Origin of the sequence: Lactiplantibacillus daoliensis (assembly GCF_005405005.1) — a bacterium.
GTDB lineage: Bacteria > Bacillota > Bacilli > Lactobacillales > Lactobacillaceae > Lactiplantibacillus > Lactiplantibacillus daoliensis.
In genome coordinates this window covers 299,061-318,903 of record NZ_BJDH01000002.1, presented here as the reverse complement: position 1 = coordinate 318,903, position 19,843 = coordinate 299,061, and the positions used below count along the sequence as shown (strand labels likewise).

Sequence of the window (19,843 nt, the reverse complement as noted above, 5' to 3'; positions counted from 1 at the left end):
GGTTTTAGTCCCCAACCGGTAGGCGGACAAATTGAGCACAAAAAAACGAGCGACTAGCGCTCGTTTTCAAAGTTAGTTGGTTAATGCAGCCAAGCGTTCTTTCATGACATTGTAGATACGTTCTGTATCAACAGAAGTCCCGCGTAGTTCATAATCGGCAATGAAGTCGGTGTCTAATTGTTCCGCGTAACGGCGAGCAGTTAAGCAATATTGGTCATTGAAGTTCCGATTGCCACTACCTACAACGCCTAAACAAAGGCTGGGATTTTGATCGTAATTCAAGTACTCGCCAAGCACATTAGTCATCAATTCGGTCACACCGTTATCGATACCATTGCCGCCGTTCAAGTAAGTGGGAACGAAGGCAAAGTAGGGCTTAGTTTCAATTGCGAAGTCAGATTGTTCCGTAATTTCTTTTAAAGTGATCAAAGGGTTCGTTTCATCCGCTGCGTGCTGCGTCTTGGCATAGTCCTGCATGCCAGTGACAAAGGAGCGGGTGTTACCTTCAATCGAAATGTAGATAATATTGATGTTGGGTTCACTCACGACTGGTTCCTCATTTCTGTCTCAATTTGTACGTTAAGTTTACGCTGTGAGTAGGTGTTTTGCAAACAAATAACGAATTATTTTTTGTGCTTAATAACCGAAGTAATCATTGTTTTAGTTAAAAAATGAGTCCTAGTCAATATTGACTAGGGCTCAATCTAACCGTTATTTTTCTGAGTTATCTTGGTCATCATCGGTTTTAGCAAGTATAGGCGTCTCACGACGACTGACTTCAAACCAGTTGATGTACGCATTTTCGAAGTCTAAGGCCTTAAAGTCGAAGTCCGCAATTTGAACGGTATCGCCGGCTTGAATCTTCGGAAAGTTATCCAGAATGTAGCCGGTTAAGGTAACCACATCGGAATCTTCAAATTCTTGCAGATCGGTCTTGAAGAAACGTTCGAAATCGTAAAGGGTCATTTTACCGCTGATTCTGAAGTTACCATTGGCTTGTTTTTCAATGTATTCGGTTGAAACATTGTCAATTTCATCATTGACGGTCCCAAAGAGTTCTTCGTAAATATCTTTATCAGTTACGATCCCGCTAGTCCCACCGTATTCATCGACGACAACGACGATTGGCGTTTGTTTATCAATCATCTTTTGTAGGATGGCTTGAATGGGGGTCGTTTCTGGGATAGTAATGATATTACGTAAGACTTTGTTCACACGAATTTCATCGTCAACTTCACCTTGACGGATTAAATCGTAGTTGTATACGTAACCTAAAATCTTATCTTTATCATTATTTGCCACAACTGGAAGCCGACTAAAACGTTTTTGAAGATAGACACGAATGGCTTGCTTAACAGTATCGTTAATATCAATGACGACTAATTGGGTCCGGTCGATCATGATATCTTTAGCAATCTTATCGTTAAATTCAAAAGCACGTTCCATATACAAATAATCGTCGCGGTCTAATTGACCACCCGAAACGGCATTTCGTGACAAGTTTAAAATTTCTGCTTGAGAGTAGACATCATTGTCTTCATTCGCAACTGGAATCCCGAGCATTTTGACGACACCGGTCGAAGAGGTATTGAGTAGCCACACGAAAGGGTAGAAGATAACGTGGAACCAACGTAATGGCGTTGTAATGACTGCCATAACCTTGAGTGGCATATCAATCGCAATGTTCTTAGGGACGATTTCAGTTAAAACAACTTCTAGGTATGTCAAGATGAAGACCCCAAGGACGATACTAATCCCACGGAGAATCGATGTGCTGATCGACAGATGAAAAACATCTAGCAACTGCAGCACAAAGTGTTCTGTGGTTTGTTCACCAATCCAGCCTAGGATAATTCCGGCTAATGAAACCCCAACTTGGGTCGTTGAGAGGTATTCATTAAGATTTTGTACCATGTGCAGTGAAGTCGCAATCCGCTTGGAAGGCTTATCACGCTTTTTTTGTTCTTCTTCGAGGGCGCTTGGTCGGGTCTGAACTAAGGCAAATTCACAGGCCACGAAAAAAGCGGCGACGCAGAACGTAATGACAATAATGACTAAATTTAATATTATCTGGCCACTGTCCAAAGAAACATTCCTCATTTCATATAATTAGTTACTTAAAGTATAACGCTGAGTAGCTATTATTATAAGGATTGTCACCATAATTTGCAATCAGAGAAAGATGTTTAACGTTTTCATGAAATGGTGCTAAACTAAGGGTAACTCAAGTTAAGGGAGATCTTTTGTGATGCCAGTTGAAAAGAAAACTAAGATTCATGAGGATTCGAAGAAATTGGTTTATCAGGACAGCGATGTCAAAAAAGCGATGGATTTAATCCGCGCCAATGGCTATGTAACGAGAACAGACTTCAATCAAATGGATGATGAAGATTGGGCCGAAGGGTTTGATAAAAAAATTGAAGCCGCTTTCTCAAAGGTCGAGGGTGAAGATCCATACATTTATTTCGAACAGTTTGATTTTAAGGGTGGCGACATTGATTCCATTATTTTCAACATGGATGTTGTCGGCACACGTGATCATGCGTTGGAATTATTGGCAGCAGCGATCCACCAAGAGGCTTACTAAAACTAATTTGTTATAGGGGGCTTGAACATGCGCCAGCACTTATTCGGTCGGCTTACCGACCTCAATCCAGTAACATTGCTCAAACAGGCACATCGCGAGGTGACGACTGTTTTGAACGCCCACTTGGTCATGAAGACTGATGTGGTAGAACATGATGATGATTATACCGTGACCGCTGAATTACCCGGTTATGATAAGAATGCGATTACGGTACGCTATGCTGACGAATGCCTGACGATTCGTGCCGCGCAACCGACAGATGCACCAGACCGTGATGATGATGGTCGGATGTTACATCGGGAGCGTCCCGCTGAAGATTTAACGCGTCGTTTCTGTTTTAAGAACGTGCTTAAAGATCAGATTCAGGCACACTATAATGATGGCTTACTCACCGTGACCTTACCAAAAAAGGTTGCGGATGATGCTGGCAAGATTACGATTCAATAATCATTAATTCTAATAGACCAACCGAAATACCGCTTACGACAAGTTGTCGTTGGTGGTATTTTTTTTGCCCAAATTAGCGATTGCTGGTGGCTGATAAGCAGTTCGGCTCCTCAAATAAGTAAATTAATATAAAAAATGTCATAAAAACATGTTTAATGATTCAATATGTTTATCAAAATAGACGAGATGGTGTATGATACTTTTTATTGATTTTGATAAAAGTAATTGCAGAATAATTTCATAAAAAGGAACGTGATAAAGATGCACCGCCAAAACCGGAAGATAAGCAAACGGCAAGCAACACAATCTTATAAACTGTACAAGGATGGCAAAAAGTTAGTCAATGCGCTGGTGATGACGGGCGCAGCTTTTTCAGTAGTGACATTCAGTCAGGCCGTTCAAGGACAGGCCGATAACTCAGCAACACCACAGGCTGATACTAGTTCGATTGCTACTGCCACGCCAGCCACAACTAACCAGACCAAGACCAATTCAGTGACACCAGTGTTGCGGGACGCTACCACCGGCACACGGACGGTGACCACGACGGTTCTGGATGGTGATGACAACAATAAGGTAATCAGTGTAACTTCGGAAGAGATGGCGATTGGTGCGGTGATTGGAACCTTAATGTGGCAAGTTAATCATATGCAAGAGGGCTATACAACTCTTGGTTATGACGGCCCAGGCAAGGTTGTTGCCGGTGATGGTCCAATGCAAATAACTTGGACATTACACCATGAAAAAAAGGTGATTTCAGCCAAACCGATTGCACGGATAATTCATTTTAATGGTGCCCCACAAGCGATTCCCGATGTCAAACAGTCGATCATGGCGAAAGGCTCTCAAGATGTTGTGACGGGTGTAACTACTTATCAGTTGGCCTTTGACGATTATGATATTCCGAAGGTGGCTGGTTATTCGGTCAGTCAGGATGCCAATGCCGGGACTTTGACGACTGCGACATCACTCGATGATATTGTCGGCAACGTGACTTACACGGCTGATTCCCAGACAGCCACGATTAATTATTTAGACGGGGATACTCAAAATAGTTTGGTCACGAGTAAGCAAGTAACCGGCGTGACGGACGGGCAATTAGTTGCACCGACAGTTCCCACTAATTATGAGGTTGGTAGTAGTGATTTACCAGCAACTTTTGGGACCAGCGGTGGGACTTACACGGTGATTCTACATCACAAACACGTTGCTGGGACGCAAACCGTTCAACGCAAAATTAATTTTACGGGTGTCAACTTAGCGCCGGTCATTCAAACGGTTCAAGTTCCAACTGACACGGACCTGGTGACGGGGGCAGTGACATATACGGCAACCGAAATGCCAAGTTATCACCTGCCAGATGTGCCTGGCCATGTTGCCACAAGCGCGGTACCGGCAGTGACGATTACGGCTGGTCAGATTGAGGATATGACTGTCGCGTACGTCCCTGCGAAGGTTCAAGCCACAGTGACGGTCGTTGATCAGATCACTGGTAAAGTGATTCAGACTAGTGATTTGAACGGAAAATACGGCAGTTCGGCCGATACGAGTCAGTTAAAAGCAACTTTACAAGCCGCCGGTTACCAGATTGTTTCAGATGATAGTGACGGTGAAATGCTGGGACTAGCTAGCCAATTCACGATTAAGGTAAAGCACGCGATTGTAACCAGCACTGATACCAAAACGGTTAAACGGACCATTACTTATCAATTTGCCGATGGCCGTCAAGCGGGGCAGGCTGTTACGCAGTCAGTGACTTTTGAACGATCAAAGACGGTTGATCGAGTTACCGGTGAAGTGACCTATGGCGATTGGCGCATCGTCGCTGATGGTCAGTCGCAATTTACGGCTGTGAACACACCAACATTGGCTGGCTATACGGCTAATCAGCAGCAGGTTGCTGCGATTACAGTTACTGGTGGAATGACCGATTGGACTGTACCGGTAATTTATCAAATCACTACTTCGAAAGTCGTGATTCAGCATGTTGATGAAAATGGTCAAAAAATCATGCCAGACACGATTTTGACGGGGGATTACGGTAGTAACTTTGCTGCGACCGCCCCGTCGATTCGAGGCTATGACGTCTTGGGCCAACGTGCAACTGTCGGGACATTTGGTCAAGATACGGCGATCAGCTGGATCTATCGTGTCCGCCCAACAACTGAAACAACGATTCAGGATGATACACTTAATGCTGGGAACATGGAAAAACAGTTAGCTTGGCAACCGAATGCAACAGTGGCTGGTCAACAAACCAAGACGACTCAGTTAACTAGCAGTGACCAGTTGTCAGCTAACGATGGGTTAACCATGGTGGCAACAAAATCAACGACGCGCTTACCACAAACCAATGATCAAGCCAATTCAGGCTTAGTTTGGTTGGGGTTGAGTTTAGCAGGTGCGCTTGGGGCCTTCGGCATTCGTCGTCGGCAACACTGAGTCCTTTTTCGAAGTTGACTAAGTAAAAAAACGACACAACATGATTTTGGATAATTCCAAGTCATGTTGTGTCGTTTTTTGAGGTGACGAATCACTATTTTTCGGAATCGTCAGTGGTGGCTTTGTTGGCGGCGGAAATACTCATTTGAATTGTTTTAGGCCGGTCTTTGAAGATGACAATGGTTCCTTTGCCTAGAAAATCTTTTGGACCGTCATAGGCCATTTCGTATTCGTTGGCAAAACTGCCTTCTTTTTGTAAAGTCATGAAGAAGATTTTGTGATCTTCAAAGTCATCACTAAACATGATTGCCATGTTTGCATCGATGAGTAATTTTTCCTTACGCATCTCGTTAAGTCGAGCCCATAAGCCGTCAATAACGGGTTGGGGGATCAGTTCTTTGACATCATCACCAGTACGATGTTTCTTGGTCATTTCATACATTAGTTGGCACCACTTTTTCTATTAAATTTAAATCGACCTTTAAATGATACCATATTCCGTTATTAATGCTATTTACAAGGAAATCTAGTTTACATGACTAGTTAATCTGTATATAATGATGGTAACGAGTTGAGGAGGGATTACCCATGGCAATGACAACGGAAACATATGAAGATTGGCGGCATCGGATGAATAAAGTCATCTTGCCAAAGTGGACGGAATTACCTAATTTTGATTTGTATATGGATCAAGTTTTATTACTCATTAACGAGACGTTACAACCATTAGGTGCCGATCCAGTGACTGCAGCGATGATTAATAATTATGTGAAGCATAAGGTGATTTTATCGCCGGTCAAGAAAAAGTATCAGATTATGCAGTTGGCGGATATCATTGTGATTAGTCTGTTGAAACCGAGCTATCCATTAGATATGATTCGGCAGGGCATTGATCAAGTCACGGCCACTGGGTATCCTAAACGGGCTTATGACAGTTTTATCGAGGCGTTAGTTGATCGATTACATCACTTAGATGAACCAACCCGCGTTTCGGATCAAGATTTAAGTGGGAGTCTAACGACTGCGGCCGCACAGTTAATTGTGGACAAGTTAAGAACGGATGAGTTGTTACGACTGAATCAGGCACAAATCCAACCGACACAAATTGAAAAATAAGATGAAATAGGGGACTCATGGGCAGTGTACTAAATTTTGCCGGGTCTCTTTTTTTAGTTGCCGTAACGATTTGGGTTTAGTATGATTAAAGAGTATTACAGTCGATTGCAAACAATTGAATCAGAATGCAGGTAAATATCTCACCTCACTGAATGTTAGTGAGGCTTGTTTACCATGAGAAAGAGTGATTGATTATGAAGGTGTTTATCAGTGACGATCAGCAGGAACAGCGTCTCTGGTTAACCGATATCATTACCGCCCAGCTTGATGATTTGAACTTTAATTATGAGTTGGCGCCAGTCTGGCAGCCTGACGATGTGCTACAAGCGGTGAAGCGGACCAGTGGACCGAACATCTATTTTTTGGATATTGTTTTGAAAGCGGCCACTAATGGCATTGAACTGGCTACTAAAATTCGAGATTACGATCCGGATGGCTTTATTGTTTACGTCTCAGTTCGCGACGACATGATGGCTGAAACGTTAAACGCAATGACAACGCCAACCGGATTTATTTCGAAGATGAACTTGTTCAATAAAGAAAAGTTTACGCCGCGGGTTCGGGCGGTTTTAAAAGTGATCAAGAAGCGCTTGTTAGTCTTGAATGATGCGCCGGAACCAACTTTGAATTTACACAGTGGGGCATTACTATTAAAATTGAATTTGAAGGATATCGTGTATTGTGAAAAAGTGCATGGTTTGCGAACCGCACGAATTGTGACCGAAAATCAGGCGTATTTAGTGCATAAAAATCTGAGTACGATTAAAGAACAACTTCATGTGAGTCACTTTTTCAACGATTTCCAGAGTTACGCCCTTAACCTCAATAAAATTGTAACGGTCGATTTTAGCAAAGGCTGGGTTACCATGACTAACGGTGATCGACTGGACTTTAGTCGCGGCACAATTAAGAAGTTACGAGCGTATTATCAAACTCAGGAATAGGATGATTAGATGATAACTCAGACACAACTAATGGCGATTCGAGCCTATGCGTTACAGCGATTGGCACAGGATCACAGTGGACATGGGAGTGATCATTTAGAACGGGTCGTCCAACTAGCGACGCGGCTGGCGCAGGCTGAAAAGGCTGATTTGCCTTTGACGGTCGCAGCTGCTTGGCTCCACGATGTGATTGATGATAAATTAATGGCTGATCCGATTCAGGCACATCAAGCCCTGGCCGACGAATTAACTGGGCTGCATCTCACACCAGCAGATCAGGCCGCTATTTTTGACATTATTGATCACATGTCATTTAGCAAGTCGTTAGCGGGCAGCCAGACGTTAACGTTAGCCGGTCAAATCGTTCAAGATGCGGACCGACTTGATGCCATTGGGGCGATTGGGATTGCCCGGGCCTTATATTATTCTGGTCATGTGGGTGAAAAAATTTATGATCCCGCAATCGCGCCACGCGAGCATATGACGAAGACACAGTATCGGCAAGAACCTGGCACCGCCATTAATCATTTTTATGAAAAGCTATTTAAGTTGGAAGGGTTAATGAATACCCCAACAGCTCAGCAGTTGGCACATCAACGCACACAAGTTATGCGAGATTTTGTGGCCCAATTCAAGTCCGAATGGGCTGCGGATGATCATTAAAATTGGACAACGAATCAAGCAATCAAATTGGCAAATAATGCCAGTTCGATTGCTTTTTTTATGTTTAAATGTCAAGCCATCTAAAGCTTGAAAAACTCAAAAGCATCCCAAATGTCCCAGTACCAGTAACTACTACGTCTAAAGTAGACTCACCTAAATTTAGCGCTCCGTTAGCCAAAACCGGGGGGCGGTGCCAGCCGAGGTACGGTCTGACGCCTCAGTTCCAAGCCGACAAAACACGTCTTTGAATTGCCCCGCGAGATTAGTCAGCCAAGAACGCCGACTAATCTTACCGACACTGTACACCGCTTTCGACTGACTCCGCTAAGCAATAAATAACTGATTTATCTCTTAAAGACCACTGATTAGCCGGAAGTTGTTGCTGATAGCATCGGACGTGCAGGTGGCGTTTGACCGGCGTACCTTTTGCCGGACTTACACCACGGACGGCCCGGAAAATTTGCGTTTTTAGCAAATCTTCCGGGCGAGGTTCAAGACGTTTCTCAGGCTTGGACCGGTCCCTCGTCCGCATGTTATCAGCAACAACCGGAAACGGTAGTAAGTGACTAGTCTGCACGATACCTGATTGTTGAGGTAATCGTGTAGCCAAGCAATTTTTAACTTTCAACCTTTAGTCAAGTTATTTTGACATCAAACTGTAACTGGGAATAGTTGGTTTGTATGGTAACATTACTAATATATTATTAATATTTGAAAGGCGCATCTTGTTTTGAAGGTGAAGTTCGGTTGGAGAACGGATGTTGTAAGGTATTGGTTTGAAGGGTGATAAGTGGTTAGGCATCGGCGGGGTAACCGTTGGATTAGTGCTAATTAATCTGTTACGAGGCAATTTTAGTGGTGAGTTAATTAGTTTTACGTTAGTGTTTTGTTTGTTGGGGTTCTTTTTGACTCAACAATTTTTTGATATGTCCCAAGCGGTGACAGGAAAAGGCGTCATTCGGTTGATTAGAACTGAATTCATGTTTATTCTACAGGGAATATTCTGGTTATTTCTAATCATGGTACCGCTAGATTTAAGTGTTAATCATCATTTGACGCCAAGCTTTGGGAACGGTGCCCCCAGTTTGTTTGCGTATTTGACGCAGACGGATGGTCGTTCAATTGCTCGGTCGAGTTGGTTGGCACATTTATGGCCATTTTGGACCTACCTATTGTTTTTAGTACTATGGTTAATCGGTGCTTGGCTCGCAACGAAGCAGGCGACAAACTTTGTCAGTGCTTTCAATCGTTACATCCTAGTGATGGGTGGCGTGAGCCTGATTGTTTTGGTTATTATTGCTAGTCAAAATGAGATGGCAGCTAAAGACTTGATTAATTTCGCTTATTTATTGCCATTTTCACTTGGGGCGATCATTGCAGTGCAGTTTTTCAAGCAGCGCCATCGGCAAGTCTTTGTGGCGACTTCCTTTCACTTAGGCCTATTCTTGATTGGCTTGGTGGGCGTGTTACTTGGCAGTCTTGGACAGTTCAAAGGGCTCAGACTGAGCTTAATCATTTTTGGACTAGCCAGTTTATGTTCAGCACTGATCGTTTATACGATTCAAAAGTCTTATGAAGCAGGGCTAATCACCGGCACAGATTTAGTTTTACGTGGGGGTGTACTGAGCTATTTATTTTTCTGGCCATTTTTCATGATGCTGCCAGTTAAAACAACTAGCATGAAATTTATAGTAGCCGCCATACTCGCATTAGGTTGCGGGGCACTAAGCTTGACCTTTTTTGAACGATTCTGTGTCGGGGCCAGTGCCAAACAACAGCGGCGCTTCTTGGCCGTGGCAGTAGGCTGTTTAGTTGCAGTAACAGGGGTATTTTCAGTACAGCAATCAACGGCCACCGCTAATCCTAGAAACGTAAAAACAACGAAAGTGACAACTAAAAAGCAAGCGTCAGCGAAGGTAAATGCAAAACCTGAATTGGGCCAGCGATTACAAACTACTTGGAAAACAATCATCGCACCACATCGTGAAAAAATTGATGTTGCGGTTTATTCACCAAAGACGCAGCAAGTTTATCAATACAGCAAAGATCCCAGCGGAACGCCATATTACACTGCCAGTTCGGTGAAAGTTAGTATCTTGACACAGGTCTTGCATGAACGTGATCAAGGAAATTTGACGTTTGATGATAACGATATGGCTAATGCGACAACCATGATGCAAAATAGTGATAATGCCGCGGCCACCTTTTTACTTGATAGTCGTTTAGGTGGTTATCAAAACTTGAACACCTTATTTTCAAACTTGAAGATGACGAACACTCAGGATATGGCCGCTGGTCACTGGGGACACACACAGACAACGGCAGCTGATCAAGTTAAATTACTACGGATGATTTATTATCAAAAAGATTATTTGTCAAAAGAATCGCGACAAACTGTCCAACAATTGATGGGAACTGTTAGCACTGAACAGACTTGGGGAATTTCAAGCGGTGCTTCTAAGTATCAGTTGAAGAATGGTTGGCTAAGTGAGGCTGATAATAGTTGGATTGTGGATAGTATCGGTCATGTCTATAGTAAACAGGATCCACAAGGGTATGTGATTGCCATTTATACGAATGGTAATGCAGATTTGAATCCCGGCATCTCCTTAGTTGAAAAGTTAGCTAAGGCGACGCATACAGAAATGGTCAAATAACGGTTGGCCTGATTAATCAAATTATGACTGGTTAAAAAAAGGCTCAGGGAATTTTTCCCTGAGCCTTTTTAGCGTCGTCGTTGCGGTAGTAACCGCGTAATCAGCATTACCACAATTGAAACTAGGAGTGAATAGCCTAGAATCATGGCTAATGTGAAGCCAAATGAGGTGATCGCCTTTAAAATGATGGGCGCTTGCTGATCAAAAATCGAAAAAATAATAGTGGCGACAGTTAAGAAAATCAACATCGTGGATAAGCCTAATGAACTATTCTGGTAGTCGGCGGGGCTGAGATCAAAACCACCGATAACGATTAGAATTGTTAGGATAAGCAATAATAATAATTGCCACCAGCTACTGACGTTGGTCGTTAAAGCCGTCCAACTGCCGGACCAATCTGGATCGAAGGGATGATCAGCTAGTCGGAAGATGGCTTGGGCTAAGCCTGGATAGAGTAGGGCATCTAAGCCTAGCAAGCTAGCGGTACAGCCGAAGATTGGTGCAACGCCGATGAATAAATTGCCGACATTTTGATAGATACTTGACTGACTCCAAGTATGATTCACATAACCCAGTGCGAGATCTTCAGGAGCGCCAGTATCCTGATTTAGGTGCGGTAATTTGAGGAGTCGCACTGATTGAATGTGATGATGGAAAACGACTGCCAAGATTAAATGACTCAGTTCGTGAATCATAATACCTAAGCAACCCAGATAAACTTGGCTGTTGATGCCGTATCGATTGACTAAGTTTGCTTTAGTATGGCGATTAACGATGGTTAGCAACCAAGCCAATCCAGCCGGTAATCCCAATAAAGTAAAAAGTACTAATAGGAGGTTCCAGATAAATTGTGCCAAGTCATCACTCCGTTATTTCGCCAAAGGTCCCGTGGACTAATTTACGTAAATCATCGGCGTCGATTTCGATGGAGCGACCGATCTTACCAGACGAGACTAAGATTTGACCTTGCTTTTTGGCACTGTCATTTAAGTAAATCGGGAACTTTTTAGTTTCCCAAATTCCCACCGGAGTATTAGCACCATGTTCATAACCGGTAGTGCGTTCCAAGTCTTTCAACGGAATCATTCCGACCTTTTTGTTGCCGGACAATTTGGCTAATTTTTTATAACTCAGATGTTCATCGATAGGCAAAACGCCAACTAATGGTCCAGTTTTATTGCCAATCAATGCGAGGGTTTTGTAAATATGATGTTCGTCAACGCCCAGATGGTCGACTTGCAATTGTTCAACGTCACCCTCGGTTTTGGTTGGAAATTCATATTGTTGATAACTGATATTAGCCTTATCCAAAATCTTCTCAACTAAGGTTTTGCCTAAGCCGTCTTTGTTTTTACGCTTTTTTGACATGTTATTCATCCTCACCAATTAAAATAGTCGTCCCAATTTTTAAAATGGACCGGTGCAATTCACGCAGACCGTCAAATTTCTGCTATACTCTAGTTAGCAAATCAAAGACGAGGAGGAATCATGATGGCAGATTTAGTTTATCAACAAGTAATCACAGACCTTAACAAACGTATTATGGCCAATGAATTTGTTGATAAGAAATTACCAGATGAACGGAGCCTCAGTGAACAGTACCAAGTGAGCCGTAGTTCTATTAAGCGGGCCCTCAACGTGTTAGCCAATCAAGGGCTCATTTTCAAGAAGCGGGGTTCAGGAACGTTTATTAATCCATTATATCTTAAAAATCAATCTTCATTTAAGTATGAAGGCACAAATTTAGGAATTACAGATAGTTTAAATACAGAAGGGGCACAACCCAGTATTCAATTATTAGACTTTCAGGTGATTCCTGCAAGTCAAGAGTTGCAACAAGATTTATTTTTAGCTCCGGATGAATTTGTTTATGAAATCAAACGGTTGCGGCTATTGGACGAGCAACCTTTTATGATTGAAACGGGTTATATTCCGATTAAACTTGTCCCTGAACTGAATCGACAAATTGTGAGTGGTTCAATCTTTTCATATGTGCAAAAAGCGCTAAAGTCGGCGGTGACTAAATCTTTCTTATCGATTTCGGCGGATGTTTCGACGGCAACGGATCAAAAATTACTTTCTCTGAAGGCCACCGAGCCAGTTGGCGTCATGGGCGGGATTTTCTTTCTTGATGATGGAACCCCGTTTGAGGTCTCCAATATGCGCCTGCATTACAAGTATATGAAATATACAACATTTGTCTCAACTGAACAATAATGGTATCGATAAAAACCAGTGTCACCCTAGGGTTGATGCTGGTTTTTATATATCACCAAAAGGTTGAAAGTTAAAAATGGCCAGTCTGCACGTGGACATCAACGATTAGGTAATGAAAACTAGTCGATAACTGCCACTTCCGGTTGTTGCTGATAACAAGCGGCCGAGGGACCGGTTCAAGCCGTAGAAACGTCTTGAACCTCGCTCGGAAACTTTGCCAAAACCGCAAATCTTCCGAGCCGTCCGTGGTGTAAGGTCGGCTAAAAGAACGCCGGTCAAACGCTACCTGCACGTCCGATGTTATCAGCAACAACCTCCAGCTAATCAGTGGTTTTCAAGAGATAAAATCTGTTATTTATGCTTAGCGGAGTCAGTTAGAATCGGTGTGCAGTGTCGGCAAGATTAGTCGGCGTTCTTGGCTGACTAATCTTGCGGGGCACTTCAAAGACGTGTTTTATCGGCTTGGAATTGAGGTGGCAGACCGGACTTTGGCTGGTGCCGTCCCCCACAGTACACCGATTCTGACTGACGGAGCGCTAAATTCTACTTTAAACGTAACGGTTACTGGTACTGCGACATTTGTGATGTTTTTGAGTCTTACACCCTTTATGTATCACAATAAAATTAGTCGTTTTAATTGGACCGTCCCAATTGACAAAAAGGTTGATTTTTACAAGTAAGCTGTTAAGATAGTACTTGTAAACAATGTCGGTTACAGACAATAACTTAAAGCAAATTAAGGAGTGTTTTGAATATGGCTACAGATTACTCATCACCAGCATATTTGCAAGAAGTTGACAAGTATTGGCGGGCTGCCAACTACTTATCCGTTGGTCAACTTTATTTAAAAGATAATCCATTATTACAACAACCATTAAAAGCGAGCGACGTTAAGGTCCATCCAATCGGCCATTGGGGTACGATTGCCGGACAAAACTTTATTTACGCGCATTTAAACCGTGTCATTAATAAATATAACTTGAAGATGTTCTACGTTGAAGGTCCCGGTCATGGTGGCCAAGTGATGGTTTCTAATTCATACTTGGATGGGACCTATACCGATATTTATCCTGAAATTACGCAGGACAAGGCAGGGATGCAGAAGTTGTTCAAACAATTCTCATTCCCAGGTGGTGTGGCTTCTCATGCTGCCCCTGAAACACCTGGTTCAATCCACGAAGGTGGTGAACTTGGTTATTCGATCTCACATGGTACCGGTGCAATCTTAGATAACCCAGACGAAATCGCCGCCGTTGTCGTTGGTGACGGGGAATCCGAAACTGGCCCATTAGCAACTTCATGGCAATCCACGAAGTTCATCAACCCAATCAACGACGGGGCAGTTTTACCAATCCTAAACTTAAATGGTTTCAAGATTTCTAACCCAACCATCTTTGGTCGGACTTCAGATGAAAAGCTCGCGAAATACTTCGAAAGCATGAATTGGGAACCAATCTTTGTCACTGGTGACGATCCTGAAAAGGTTCATCCATTATTGGCAAAAGCCATGGATGAAGCGATTGAAAAGATCAAGGCCATTCAAAAGAATGCTCGTGAAAACAATGATCCAAGTTTACCAACTTGGCCAATGATCGTTTTCCGCGCTCCTAAAGGCTGGACCGGTCCTAAGTCATGGGATGGTGAAAAGATTGAAGGCTCATTCCGAGCCCATCAAATTCCAATTCCTGTTGATCAAAACGATATGGAACATTCAGAAGCCTTAGTTGACTGGCTGGAATCATATAAACCAGAAGAACTTTTCAATGAAGATGGGACTTTGAAGGATGATATCAAGGCCATTATTCCAACTGGTCAGAGTCGCATGGCTGCTAACCCAATCACCAATGGTGGGGTTGATCCAAAGGCCTTGAACTTACCTAACTTCCGTGATTATGCTGTTGATACAACTAAGCGCGGCGAAAATGTTAAGCAAGACATGATCGTTTGGTCAGATTATCTGCGTGATGTGATCAAGAAAAATCCTGATAACTTCCGCTTGTTCGGACCTGATGAAACCATGTCTAACCGGCTTTATGGTATTTTTGAAGCGACTAACCGTCAATGGCTGGAAGACATTCATCCAGACAGTGATCAATTTGAAGCCCCAGCTGGCCGAGTTTTAGATGCTCAGTTATCTGAACATCAAGCTGAAGGCTGGTTAGAAGGTTACGTCTTAACTGGTCGTCATGGTCTGTTTGCAAGCTATGAAGCCTTTTTACGGGTCGTGGATTCAATGTTGACGCAACACTTCAAGTGGTTACGGAAAGCTAATGAACTTGATTGGCGTAACAAGTACCCATCATTGAACATCATTGCGGCTTCAACTGTTTTCCAACAAGATCATAATGGCTACACCCACCAAGATCCTGGTGCTTTGACTCATTTGGCTGAAAAGAAACCTGAATATATCCGCGAATACTTGCCAGCTGATGCGAACACGTTGTTAGCCGTTGGTGACGTTATTTTCCGAAGCCAAGAAAAAATTAATTACGTGGTTACTTCCAAGCACCCACGTCAACAATGGTTCAGCATTGAAGAAGCTAAACAATTGGTTGATAATGGCTTAGGTATCGTGGATTGGGCAAGTACCGATCAAGGCAGTGAACCAGATATTGTCTTCGCTACTGCTGGGACTGAACCAACTTTGGAAGCATTAGCCGCGGTTCAATTGTTGCATGACAGTTTCCCTGACATGAAGATTCGGTTTGTGAACGTGGTTGACCTGTTGAAGTTACGGAGTCCTGAGAAAGATCCTCGAGGCTTGTCAGATGAAGAATTCGACCATTACTTTACGAAGAATAAACCAGTTATCTTTGCTTTCCATGGCTATGAAGACTTGGTTCGTGACATCTTCTTTGATCGTCATAACCACAATCTTCATGTGCATGGTTACCGTGAAAATGGGGATATTACGACCCCATTCGATGTGCGGGTCATGAACCAAATGGACCGTTTCGACTTGGCAAAAGCAGCGATTGCGGCGCAACCAGCAATGGAAGATACCGGCGCAGCCTTTGTTCAAGACATGGATAACATGTTAGCTAAGCACAACGCATACATTCGGGATGCTGGGACCGACTTGCCAGAGGTTAATGACTGGCAATGGAAAGGCTTGAAATAAGCTGTTCAGGAATTTAAACTAAGCTAATTAAACTGCGATTGATTAACGAGCTGTGCTTGTTAGTTGATCGCAGTTTTTGTTGATAACACGTTGCCAAAATTCATGACTTGTCAGTCGTGCCCAAGTTGTATTTCGTGTCTTTTTGTGATACGCTGACAAAAGTTAAATAAGACTAAAAAGAATTGAAACGGTCAACGCCGAGCCGGCAACAGTGCATAGCGAGCTAAGGATAGTGAGAGCTTAGTCAACTGTCCGGTTTGGATAACCCCGTTTTTGTTGCTGGCTGAAATGAAAAGAGTAGGCTGAGCCGTAACCGACACGTTATCAAGCGGGAACGTCTATATGGACGTTTATTAAAGTTGGTTTTGAAATAAGAACAATTTGGGTGGTACCGCGGAAAGAGTTTTCGTCCCTAGTTATTAGGGATGAAGGCTCTTTTTTAGTTGTCATAGGAGGAGATTTAAGATGACGGAAGTTTTAGTTAAAGATTTATTTAGTGATCAGCAGTTTGCTGAAGATGAAACTGTTGTCCTACACGGTTGGGTTAAAACTGCCCGGGGTTCAAAACGGGTTGGCTTCATTGAATTAAGTGATGGTTCAACGCTTAAGCATGCTCAGATTGTCATGGCCAGCGATTTGGAAGGCTTTGAGGAATTCAAAAAGTTACCTTTAAGTACAACCATTAAGGTGACCGGGACGGTTGTTTACACGCCAACGGCCAAACAGCCACTAGAAATTCATGCAACTGCGATCGAAGTAGAAGGGGCATCAGATAATGACTATCCTTTACAAAAGAAAAAGCACACGTATGAATATTTACGGACGATTGCGCATTTGCGCCCACGGACAGACACGTTCTATTCTGTTTTCCGGATTCGGTCACTTGCAGCGTTTGCCATTCATCAGTATTTACAAGAACATGGCTTCACTTATGTGAATACGCCAATCATTACGAGCAGTGATAGTGAAGGGGCCGGGGAAATGTTCCGGGTTACCACGTTAGACATGAACAACTTGCCTAAGACGGCGGATGGTAAGGTTGATGATCACGAAGATTTCTTTAAAAAGGAAACCAACTTAACGGTTAGTGGTCAATTACCTGTCGAAGCCTTTGCACTGGCATTACGGAATGTTTACACCTTTGGGCCAACTTTCCGGGCCGAAGATTCACATACGCAACGGCATGCCTCAGAATTCTGGATGATTGAACCAGAAATGGCGTTTGCTGATTTACACGACATCATCGTGACCTCCGAAGCCTTGTTGAAGTCGGTTGTTAACTACTTACTTGAACATGCTAAGGATGAATTGGAATTCTTGAACAGTTCAGTCGATGAACATTTACTCGAACGGTTACACCAAACGGTTGATGAAAAATTTGCGCAAATTACGTATACGGAAGCAATTGAAGAATTGAAAAGGGCACCAGTTAAATTTGATGTTCCTGTTTACTGGGGCTTAGATTTACAAGCTGAACATGAACGTTACTTGTGCGAACAAGTTTACAAGCGCCCAACCTTTATCACGGATTATCCAAAAGAAATCAAAGCTTTCTACATGCGTGATAACGAAGATGGTAAGACGGTTGCGGCCGTTGATATGCTGGTCCCTGAAATTGGAGAATTAGTTGGTGGGAGTCAACGTGAAGAACGGCAAGCGCAACTCGCCAAGAAGATTCAGGATTATAAGTTGCCACCAGAAGAATATGCATGGTACTTGGAACTCCGAAAGTACGGCGAAACGGTTCACTCCGGTTTCGGGATTGGTTTTGAACGTCTATTGATGTACGTCACTGGGATGGAAAACATTCGTGACGTGATCCCTTACCCACGGACACCCGGTAACGCTGATTTCTAACACCAAAATTGTCTAAAAAAGCTGCACGTCACTGACCTGATAAGGTCGTTGCGTGCAGCTTTTTTTAGAATGTATCGATTAAATCGTCATTTTGAAAAAGTGAGGGTAGTGGTGCAGAAACATCAACCATCTGAGTACTGAATGGTCGTTGAATGTGCAGCTGAATGGCGTGTAACATCAGACGTGGTGCTGTATCAGCTTGGTCATCATACAAGGGATCACCAATAATCGGGTGGGCGTTGGCAGCTAAATGAACGCGGAGTTGATGCGTGCGACCAGTTTGCAACGTTAGTTTAACGAGACTCTGATGCGCTGTCGTTCGGATGATCTGATAATCGGTCAGAGCCTCCTGCGCGTCAGGAACATTGATCCAGCGCTTACGTTTATCGGTTGGATGACGGCCAATTGCGTCGTTAAATTGACCTTGTGGTTGTGAAAAATGACCACGAACCCAGGCGTAGTAAGTGCGGTGAATCTGTTTGGTGCTAATGAGACGGTCTAAGATCGGAACGACAACTGGATTTAACGCGACTAGCATCGCACCAGAAGTCATTTGGTCAAGTCGGTGGACCATGTAAGGGGCTTGATCAGTCGGGGCCAGGAAGGCAGCTAAATGATTGAGAATCGAGCCAACTTCGCCTGGCTGATTGGGATGAGACTTGATTCCAGCCGGTTTATTGACGACTAATAGATCGTTGTCTTGATATAAAATGACGACTGAGTTCGGACTGTCCGGGGCATAATTGGAAGTCGGTGTCCGAAAGTCACTCGGTAAAAATTGCAGGGTTAGTTGATCACCAGTCGTCACAATGGTTGCCACTGAAGCGGGGACAGTATTGACCCATAGGCGTCGTCCTTGCCGTAGTTGTCCTTGAATTCGTTTTGGAATCAACCATTCCTTTAAGCAATCACGAACGGTTTTTCTATTTAGAGCGGCTGGAATAGCTAATCGATATGTCCATTGCACGAGTTAATTTCCCTTTCTTGGTCAAAAAAATAGCGCGAAAACTCGCGCTATCAAAGCTAGTTATTTGTCAGGCTTTACAATTAAAACGTCACAAACGGCATTTCGGCTGACGTAAGTGGTCACAGAACCAACCATGAGACGTTCAACCGCTGAAAGCCCAGTTGAGCCAATCATAATCAATTCGTTGTGGTGATCGGCTGGAAATTCCCGTGCGATGACTGTCTTGGGATTTCCAAAACGGACATGCATTTCAACGTCACTCACGCCGGCGTCGATAGCTTGTTGTTTGAGTTCTTCCAAGCGTTTTTGTACATCTTCAGATAACTTGTAAATCACATCGCCACTGACCGCACCGCCATACGTATCACTGAATTGATTGACTTCCAAGACATTTAGAATATCTAAGTGAGTTTGGTTGCGTTTAGCAACTTCAATCCCACGTTTTAAAACTTCTTCGGTGACCTTGGACCCGTCAACTGGTACCAAGATATTTTGATATTGTTGTAACATAATGGTTACCCCCGTTTGTGTTTCGTGATTAATATGTTTATTTTAGCATTAATTTTCAGAACTGTAAGCCTTTTAGTTCAGAAGTTCGTAAGCGAGAACCGACTTTGTTACAAATTGTAAAGTTTTCTATCGATATTGTAATTATCATTAAAATTTGAAATTTTTTTGTAAGCGTCGATGATTGGTGTTTTGGGAATGCTGTTCATGATTAATTCAGATTTGCTTTTAGTTGAAAAAATCTAGTTAATCATATAAATTATAAAAATAAGAAAAAGTAATCGCTTTAATATAAGGGGCAACCTTGATTACGACATT

At 43.1% G+C, this 19,843-nt stretch carries 17 protein-coding genes; 10 read left to right on the top strand and 7 right to left on the bottom strand.

Going from position 1 to position 19,843, the window contains the following annotated elements; translation table 11 throughout:
* Positions 1-72: 72 nt before the first annotated feature.
* Both nrdI and FFM64_RS03865 read right to left on the bottom strand, forming a co-directional pair.
* On the bottom strand, positions 73-546 hold the full coding sequence (gene nrdI, locus FFM64_RS03870; RefSeq protein WP_137606681.1) for a class Ib ribonucleoside-diphosphate reductase assembly flavoprotein NrdI: 474 nt from the start codon (positions 544-546) through the stop codon (positions 73-75).
* Positions 547-711: 165 nt separating this feature from the next.
* Positions 712-2,085 carry a hemolysin family protein gene (locus tag FFM64_RS03865; protein ID WP_137606680.1) on the bottom strand — a complete coding sequence of 458 codons (1,374 nt, stop codon included), beginning with the start codon at positions 2,083-2,085 and terminating at the stop codon, positions 712-714.
* A 160-nt stretch (positions 2,086-2,245) separates the two neighbouring features.
* Here FFM64_RS03865 and FFM64_RS03860 point away from each other — a divergent pair, with 160 nt between their 5' ends.
* The 3 genes from FFM64_RS03860 (at position 2,246) to FFM64_RS03850 (ending at position 5,476) form a co-directional block, all read left to right on the top strand.
* Positions 2,246-2,587, top strand: coding sequence for a hypothetical protein (locus tag FFM64_RS03860; protein WP_137606679.1), 342 nt, complete (start codon positions 2,246-2,248; stop codon positions 2,585-2,587).
* A 27-nt stretch (positions 2,588-2,614) separates the two neighbouring features.
* Positions 2,615-3,034: an Hsp20/alpha crystallin family protein gene (locus FFM64_RS03855; protein ID WP_137606678.1), complete on the top strand. Its 420-nt coding sequence runs from the start codon at positions 2,615-2,617 to the stop codon at positions 3,032-3,034.
* A gap of 261 nt (positions 3,035-3,295) precedes the next feature.
* Entirely contained in the window at positions 3,296-5,476 is a 2,181-nt protein-coding gene (locus FFM64_RS03850) for a mucin-binding protein (protein WP_171000269.1), read from the top strand.
* Positions 5,477-5,570: 94 nt separating this feature from the next.
* Here FFM64_RS03850 and FFM64_RS03845 read toward each other — a convergent pair whose 3' ends face one another.
* Positions 5,571-5,918, bottom strand: coding sequence for a hypothetical protein (locus tag FFM64_RS03845; RefSeq protein WP_137606676.1), 348 nt, complete (start codon positions 5,916-5,918; stop codon positions 5,571-5,573).
* Between the two features lie 146 nt (positions 5,919-6,064).
* On the opposite strand from FFM64_RS03845, the gene FFM64_RS03840 reads away from it, so the two are divergent.
* The 4 genes from FFM64_RS03840 to FFM64_RS03825 all read left to right on the top strand — a co-directional run bounded on the left by FFM64_RS03840 (position 6,065) and on the right by FFM64_RS03825 (position 10,856).
* Positions 6,065-6,592 (top strand): DUF1836 domain-containing protein, encoded by a 528-nt coding sequence (locus FFM64_RS03840; protein ID WP_171000268.1) that lies wholly within the window; start codon positions 6,065-6,067, stop codon positions 6,590-6,592.
* Positions 6,593-6,786: 194 nt separating this feature from the next.
* Positions 6,787-7,536 carry a LytR/AlgR family response regulator transcription factor gene (locus FFM64_RS03835; RefSeq protein WP_137606675.1) on the top strand — a complete coding sequence of 250 codons (750 nt, stop codon included), beginning with the start codon at positions 6,787-6,789 and terminating at the stop codon, positions 7,534-7,536.
* A gap of 9 nt (positions 7,537-7,545) precedes the next feature.
* The gene (locus FFM64_RS03830) at positions 7,546-8,199 is read left to right on the top strand and encodes an HD domain-containing protein (RefSeq protein WP_137606674.1); all 654 of its coding nucleotides are present in this window, start codon (positions 7,546-7,548) and stop codon (positions 8,197-8,199) included.
* A 776-nt stretch (positions 8,200-8,975) separates the two neighbouring features.
* A complete protein-coding gene (locus tag FFM64_RS03825; protein WP_171000267.1) occupies positions 8,976-10,856 on the top strand; it encodes a serine hydrolase in 1,881 nt (626 codons plus the stop codon).
* A 68-nt stretch (positions 10,857-10,924) separates the two neighbouring features.
* Here the strand turns inward: FFM64_RS03825 and FFM64_RS03820 are convergent, their stop codons facing one another.
* Both FFM64_RS03820 and ybaK read right to left on the bottom strand, forming a co-directional pair.
* Positions 10,925-11,713, bottom strand: coding sequence for a hypothetical protein (locus tag FFM64_RS03820; protein ID WP_137606672.1), 789 nt, complete (start codon positions 11,711-11,713; stop codon positions 10,925-10,927).
* 4 nt (positions 11,714-11,717) lie between these two features.
* Positions 11,718-12,224, bottom strand: coding sequence for a Cys-tRNA(Pro) deacylase (ybaK, locus tag FFM64_RS03815; protein ID WP_137606671.1), 507 nt, complete (start codon positions 12,222-12,224; stop codon positions 11,718-11,720).
* A gap of 123 nt (positions 12,225-12,347) precedes the next feature.
* On the opposite strand from ybaK, the gene FFM64_RS03810 reads away from it, so the two are divergent.
* The 3 genes from FFM64_RS03810 (at position 12,348) to asnS (ending at position 18,051) form a co-directional block, all read left to right on the top strand.
* Positions 12,348-13,073, top strand: coding sequence for a GntR family transcriptional regulator (locus FFM64_RS03810; RefSeq protein WP_137606670.1), 726 nt, complete (start codon positions 12,348-12,350; stop codon positions 13,071-13,073).
* Positions 13,074-13,827: 754 nt separating this feature from the next.
* The gene (locus FFM64_RS03805; protein WP_137606669.1) at positions 13,828-16,194 is read left to right on the top strand and encodes a phosphoketolase family protein; all 2,367 of its coding nucleotides are present in this window, start codon (positions 13,828-13,830) and stop codon (positions 16,192-16,194) included.
* Between the two features lie 465 nt (positions 16,195-16,659).
* Positions 16,660-18,051 carry an asparagine--tRNA ligase gene (gene asnS / locus FFM64_RS03800; RefSeq protein WP_137606668.1) on the top strand — a complete coding sequence of 464 codons (1,392 nt, stop codon included), beginning with the start codon at positions 16,660-16,662 and terminating at the stop codon, positions 18,049-18,051.
* A gap of 64 nt (positions 18,052-18,115) precedes the next feature.
* On the opposite strand, the gene FFM64_RS03795 is transcribed toward asnS, so the two are convergent.
* Both FFM64_RS03795 and FFM64_RS03790 read right to left on the bottom strand, forming a co-directional pair.
* Positions 18,116-19,018 (bottom strand): RluA family pseudouridine synthase, encoded by a 903-nt coding sequence (locus tag FFM64_RS03795; protein WP_137606667.1) that lies wholly within the window; start codon positions 19,016-19,018, stop codon positions 18,116-18,118.
* A gap of 60 nt (positions 19,019-19,078) precedes the next feature.
* A complete protein-coding gene (locus tag FFM64_RS03790) occupies positions 19,079-19,528 on the bottom strand; it encodes a universal stress protein (protein ID WP_137606666.1) in 450 nt (149 codons plus the stop codon).
* Positions 19,529-19,843: the final 315 nt, after the last annotated feature.

Coding starts and splice junctions, on each gene's coding strand:
- ybaK (WP_137606671.1), bottom strand. CDS start 12,224: ATGTCAAAAAAGCGTAAAAACAAAGACGGCTTAGGCAAAACCTTAGTT.
- FFM64_RS03810 (WP_137606670.1), top strand. CDS start 12,348: ATGGCAGATTTAGTTTATCAACAAGTAATCACAGACCTTAACAAACGT.
- FFM64_RS03805 (WP_137606669.1), top strand. CDS start 13,828: ATGGCTACAGATTACTCATCACCAGCATATTTGCAAGAAGTTGACAAG.
- FFM64_RS03790 (WP_137606666.1), bottom strand. CDS start 19,528: ATGTTACAACAATATCAAAATATCTTGGTACCAGTTGACGGGTCCAAG.
- asnS (WP_137606668.1), top strand. CDS start 16,660: ATGACGGAAGTTTTAGTTAAAGATTTATTTAGTGATCAGCAGTTTGCT.
- FFM64_RS03840 (WP_171000268.1), top strand. CDS start 6,065: ATGGCAATGACAACGGAAACATATGAAGATTGGCGGCATCGGATGAAT.
- FFM64_RS03835 (WP_137606675.1), top strand. CDS start 6,787: ATGAAGGTGTTTATCAGTGACGATCAGCAGGAACAGCGTCTCTGGTTA.
- FFM64_RS03845 (WP_137606676.1), bottom strand. CDS start 5,918: ATGTATGAAATGACCAAGAAACATCGTACTGGTGATGATGTCAAAGAA.
- FFM64_RS03830 (WP_137606674.1), top strand. CDS start 7,546: ATGATAACTCAGACACAACTAATGGCGATTCGAGCCTATGCGTTACAG.
- FFM64_RS03850 (WP_171000269.1), top strand. CDS start 3,296: ATGCACCGCCAAAACCGGAAGATAAGCAAACGGCAAGCAACACAATCT.
- FFM64_RS03855 (WP_137606678.1), top strand. CDS start 2,615: ATGCGCCAGCACTTATTCGGTCGGCTTACCGACCTCAATCCAGTAACA.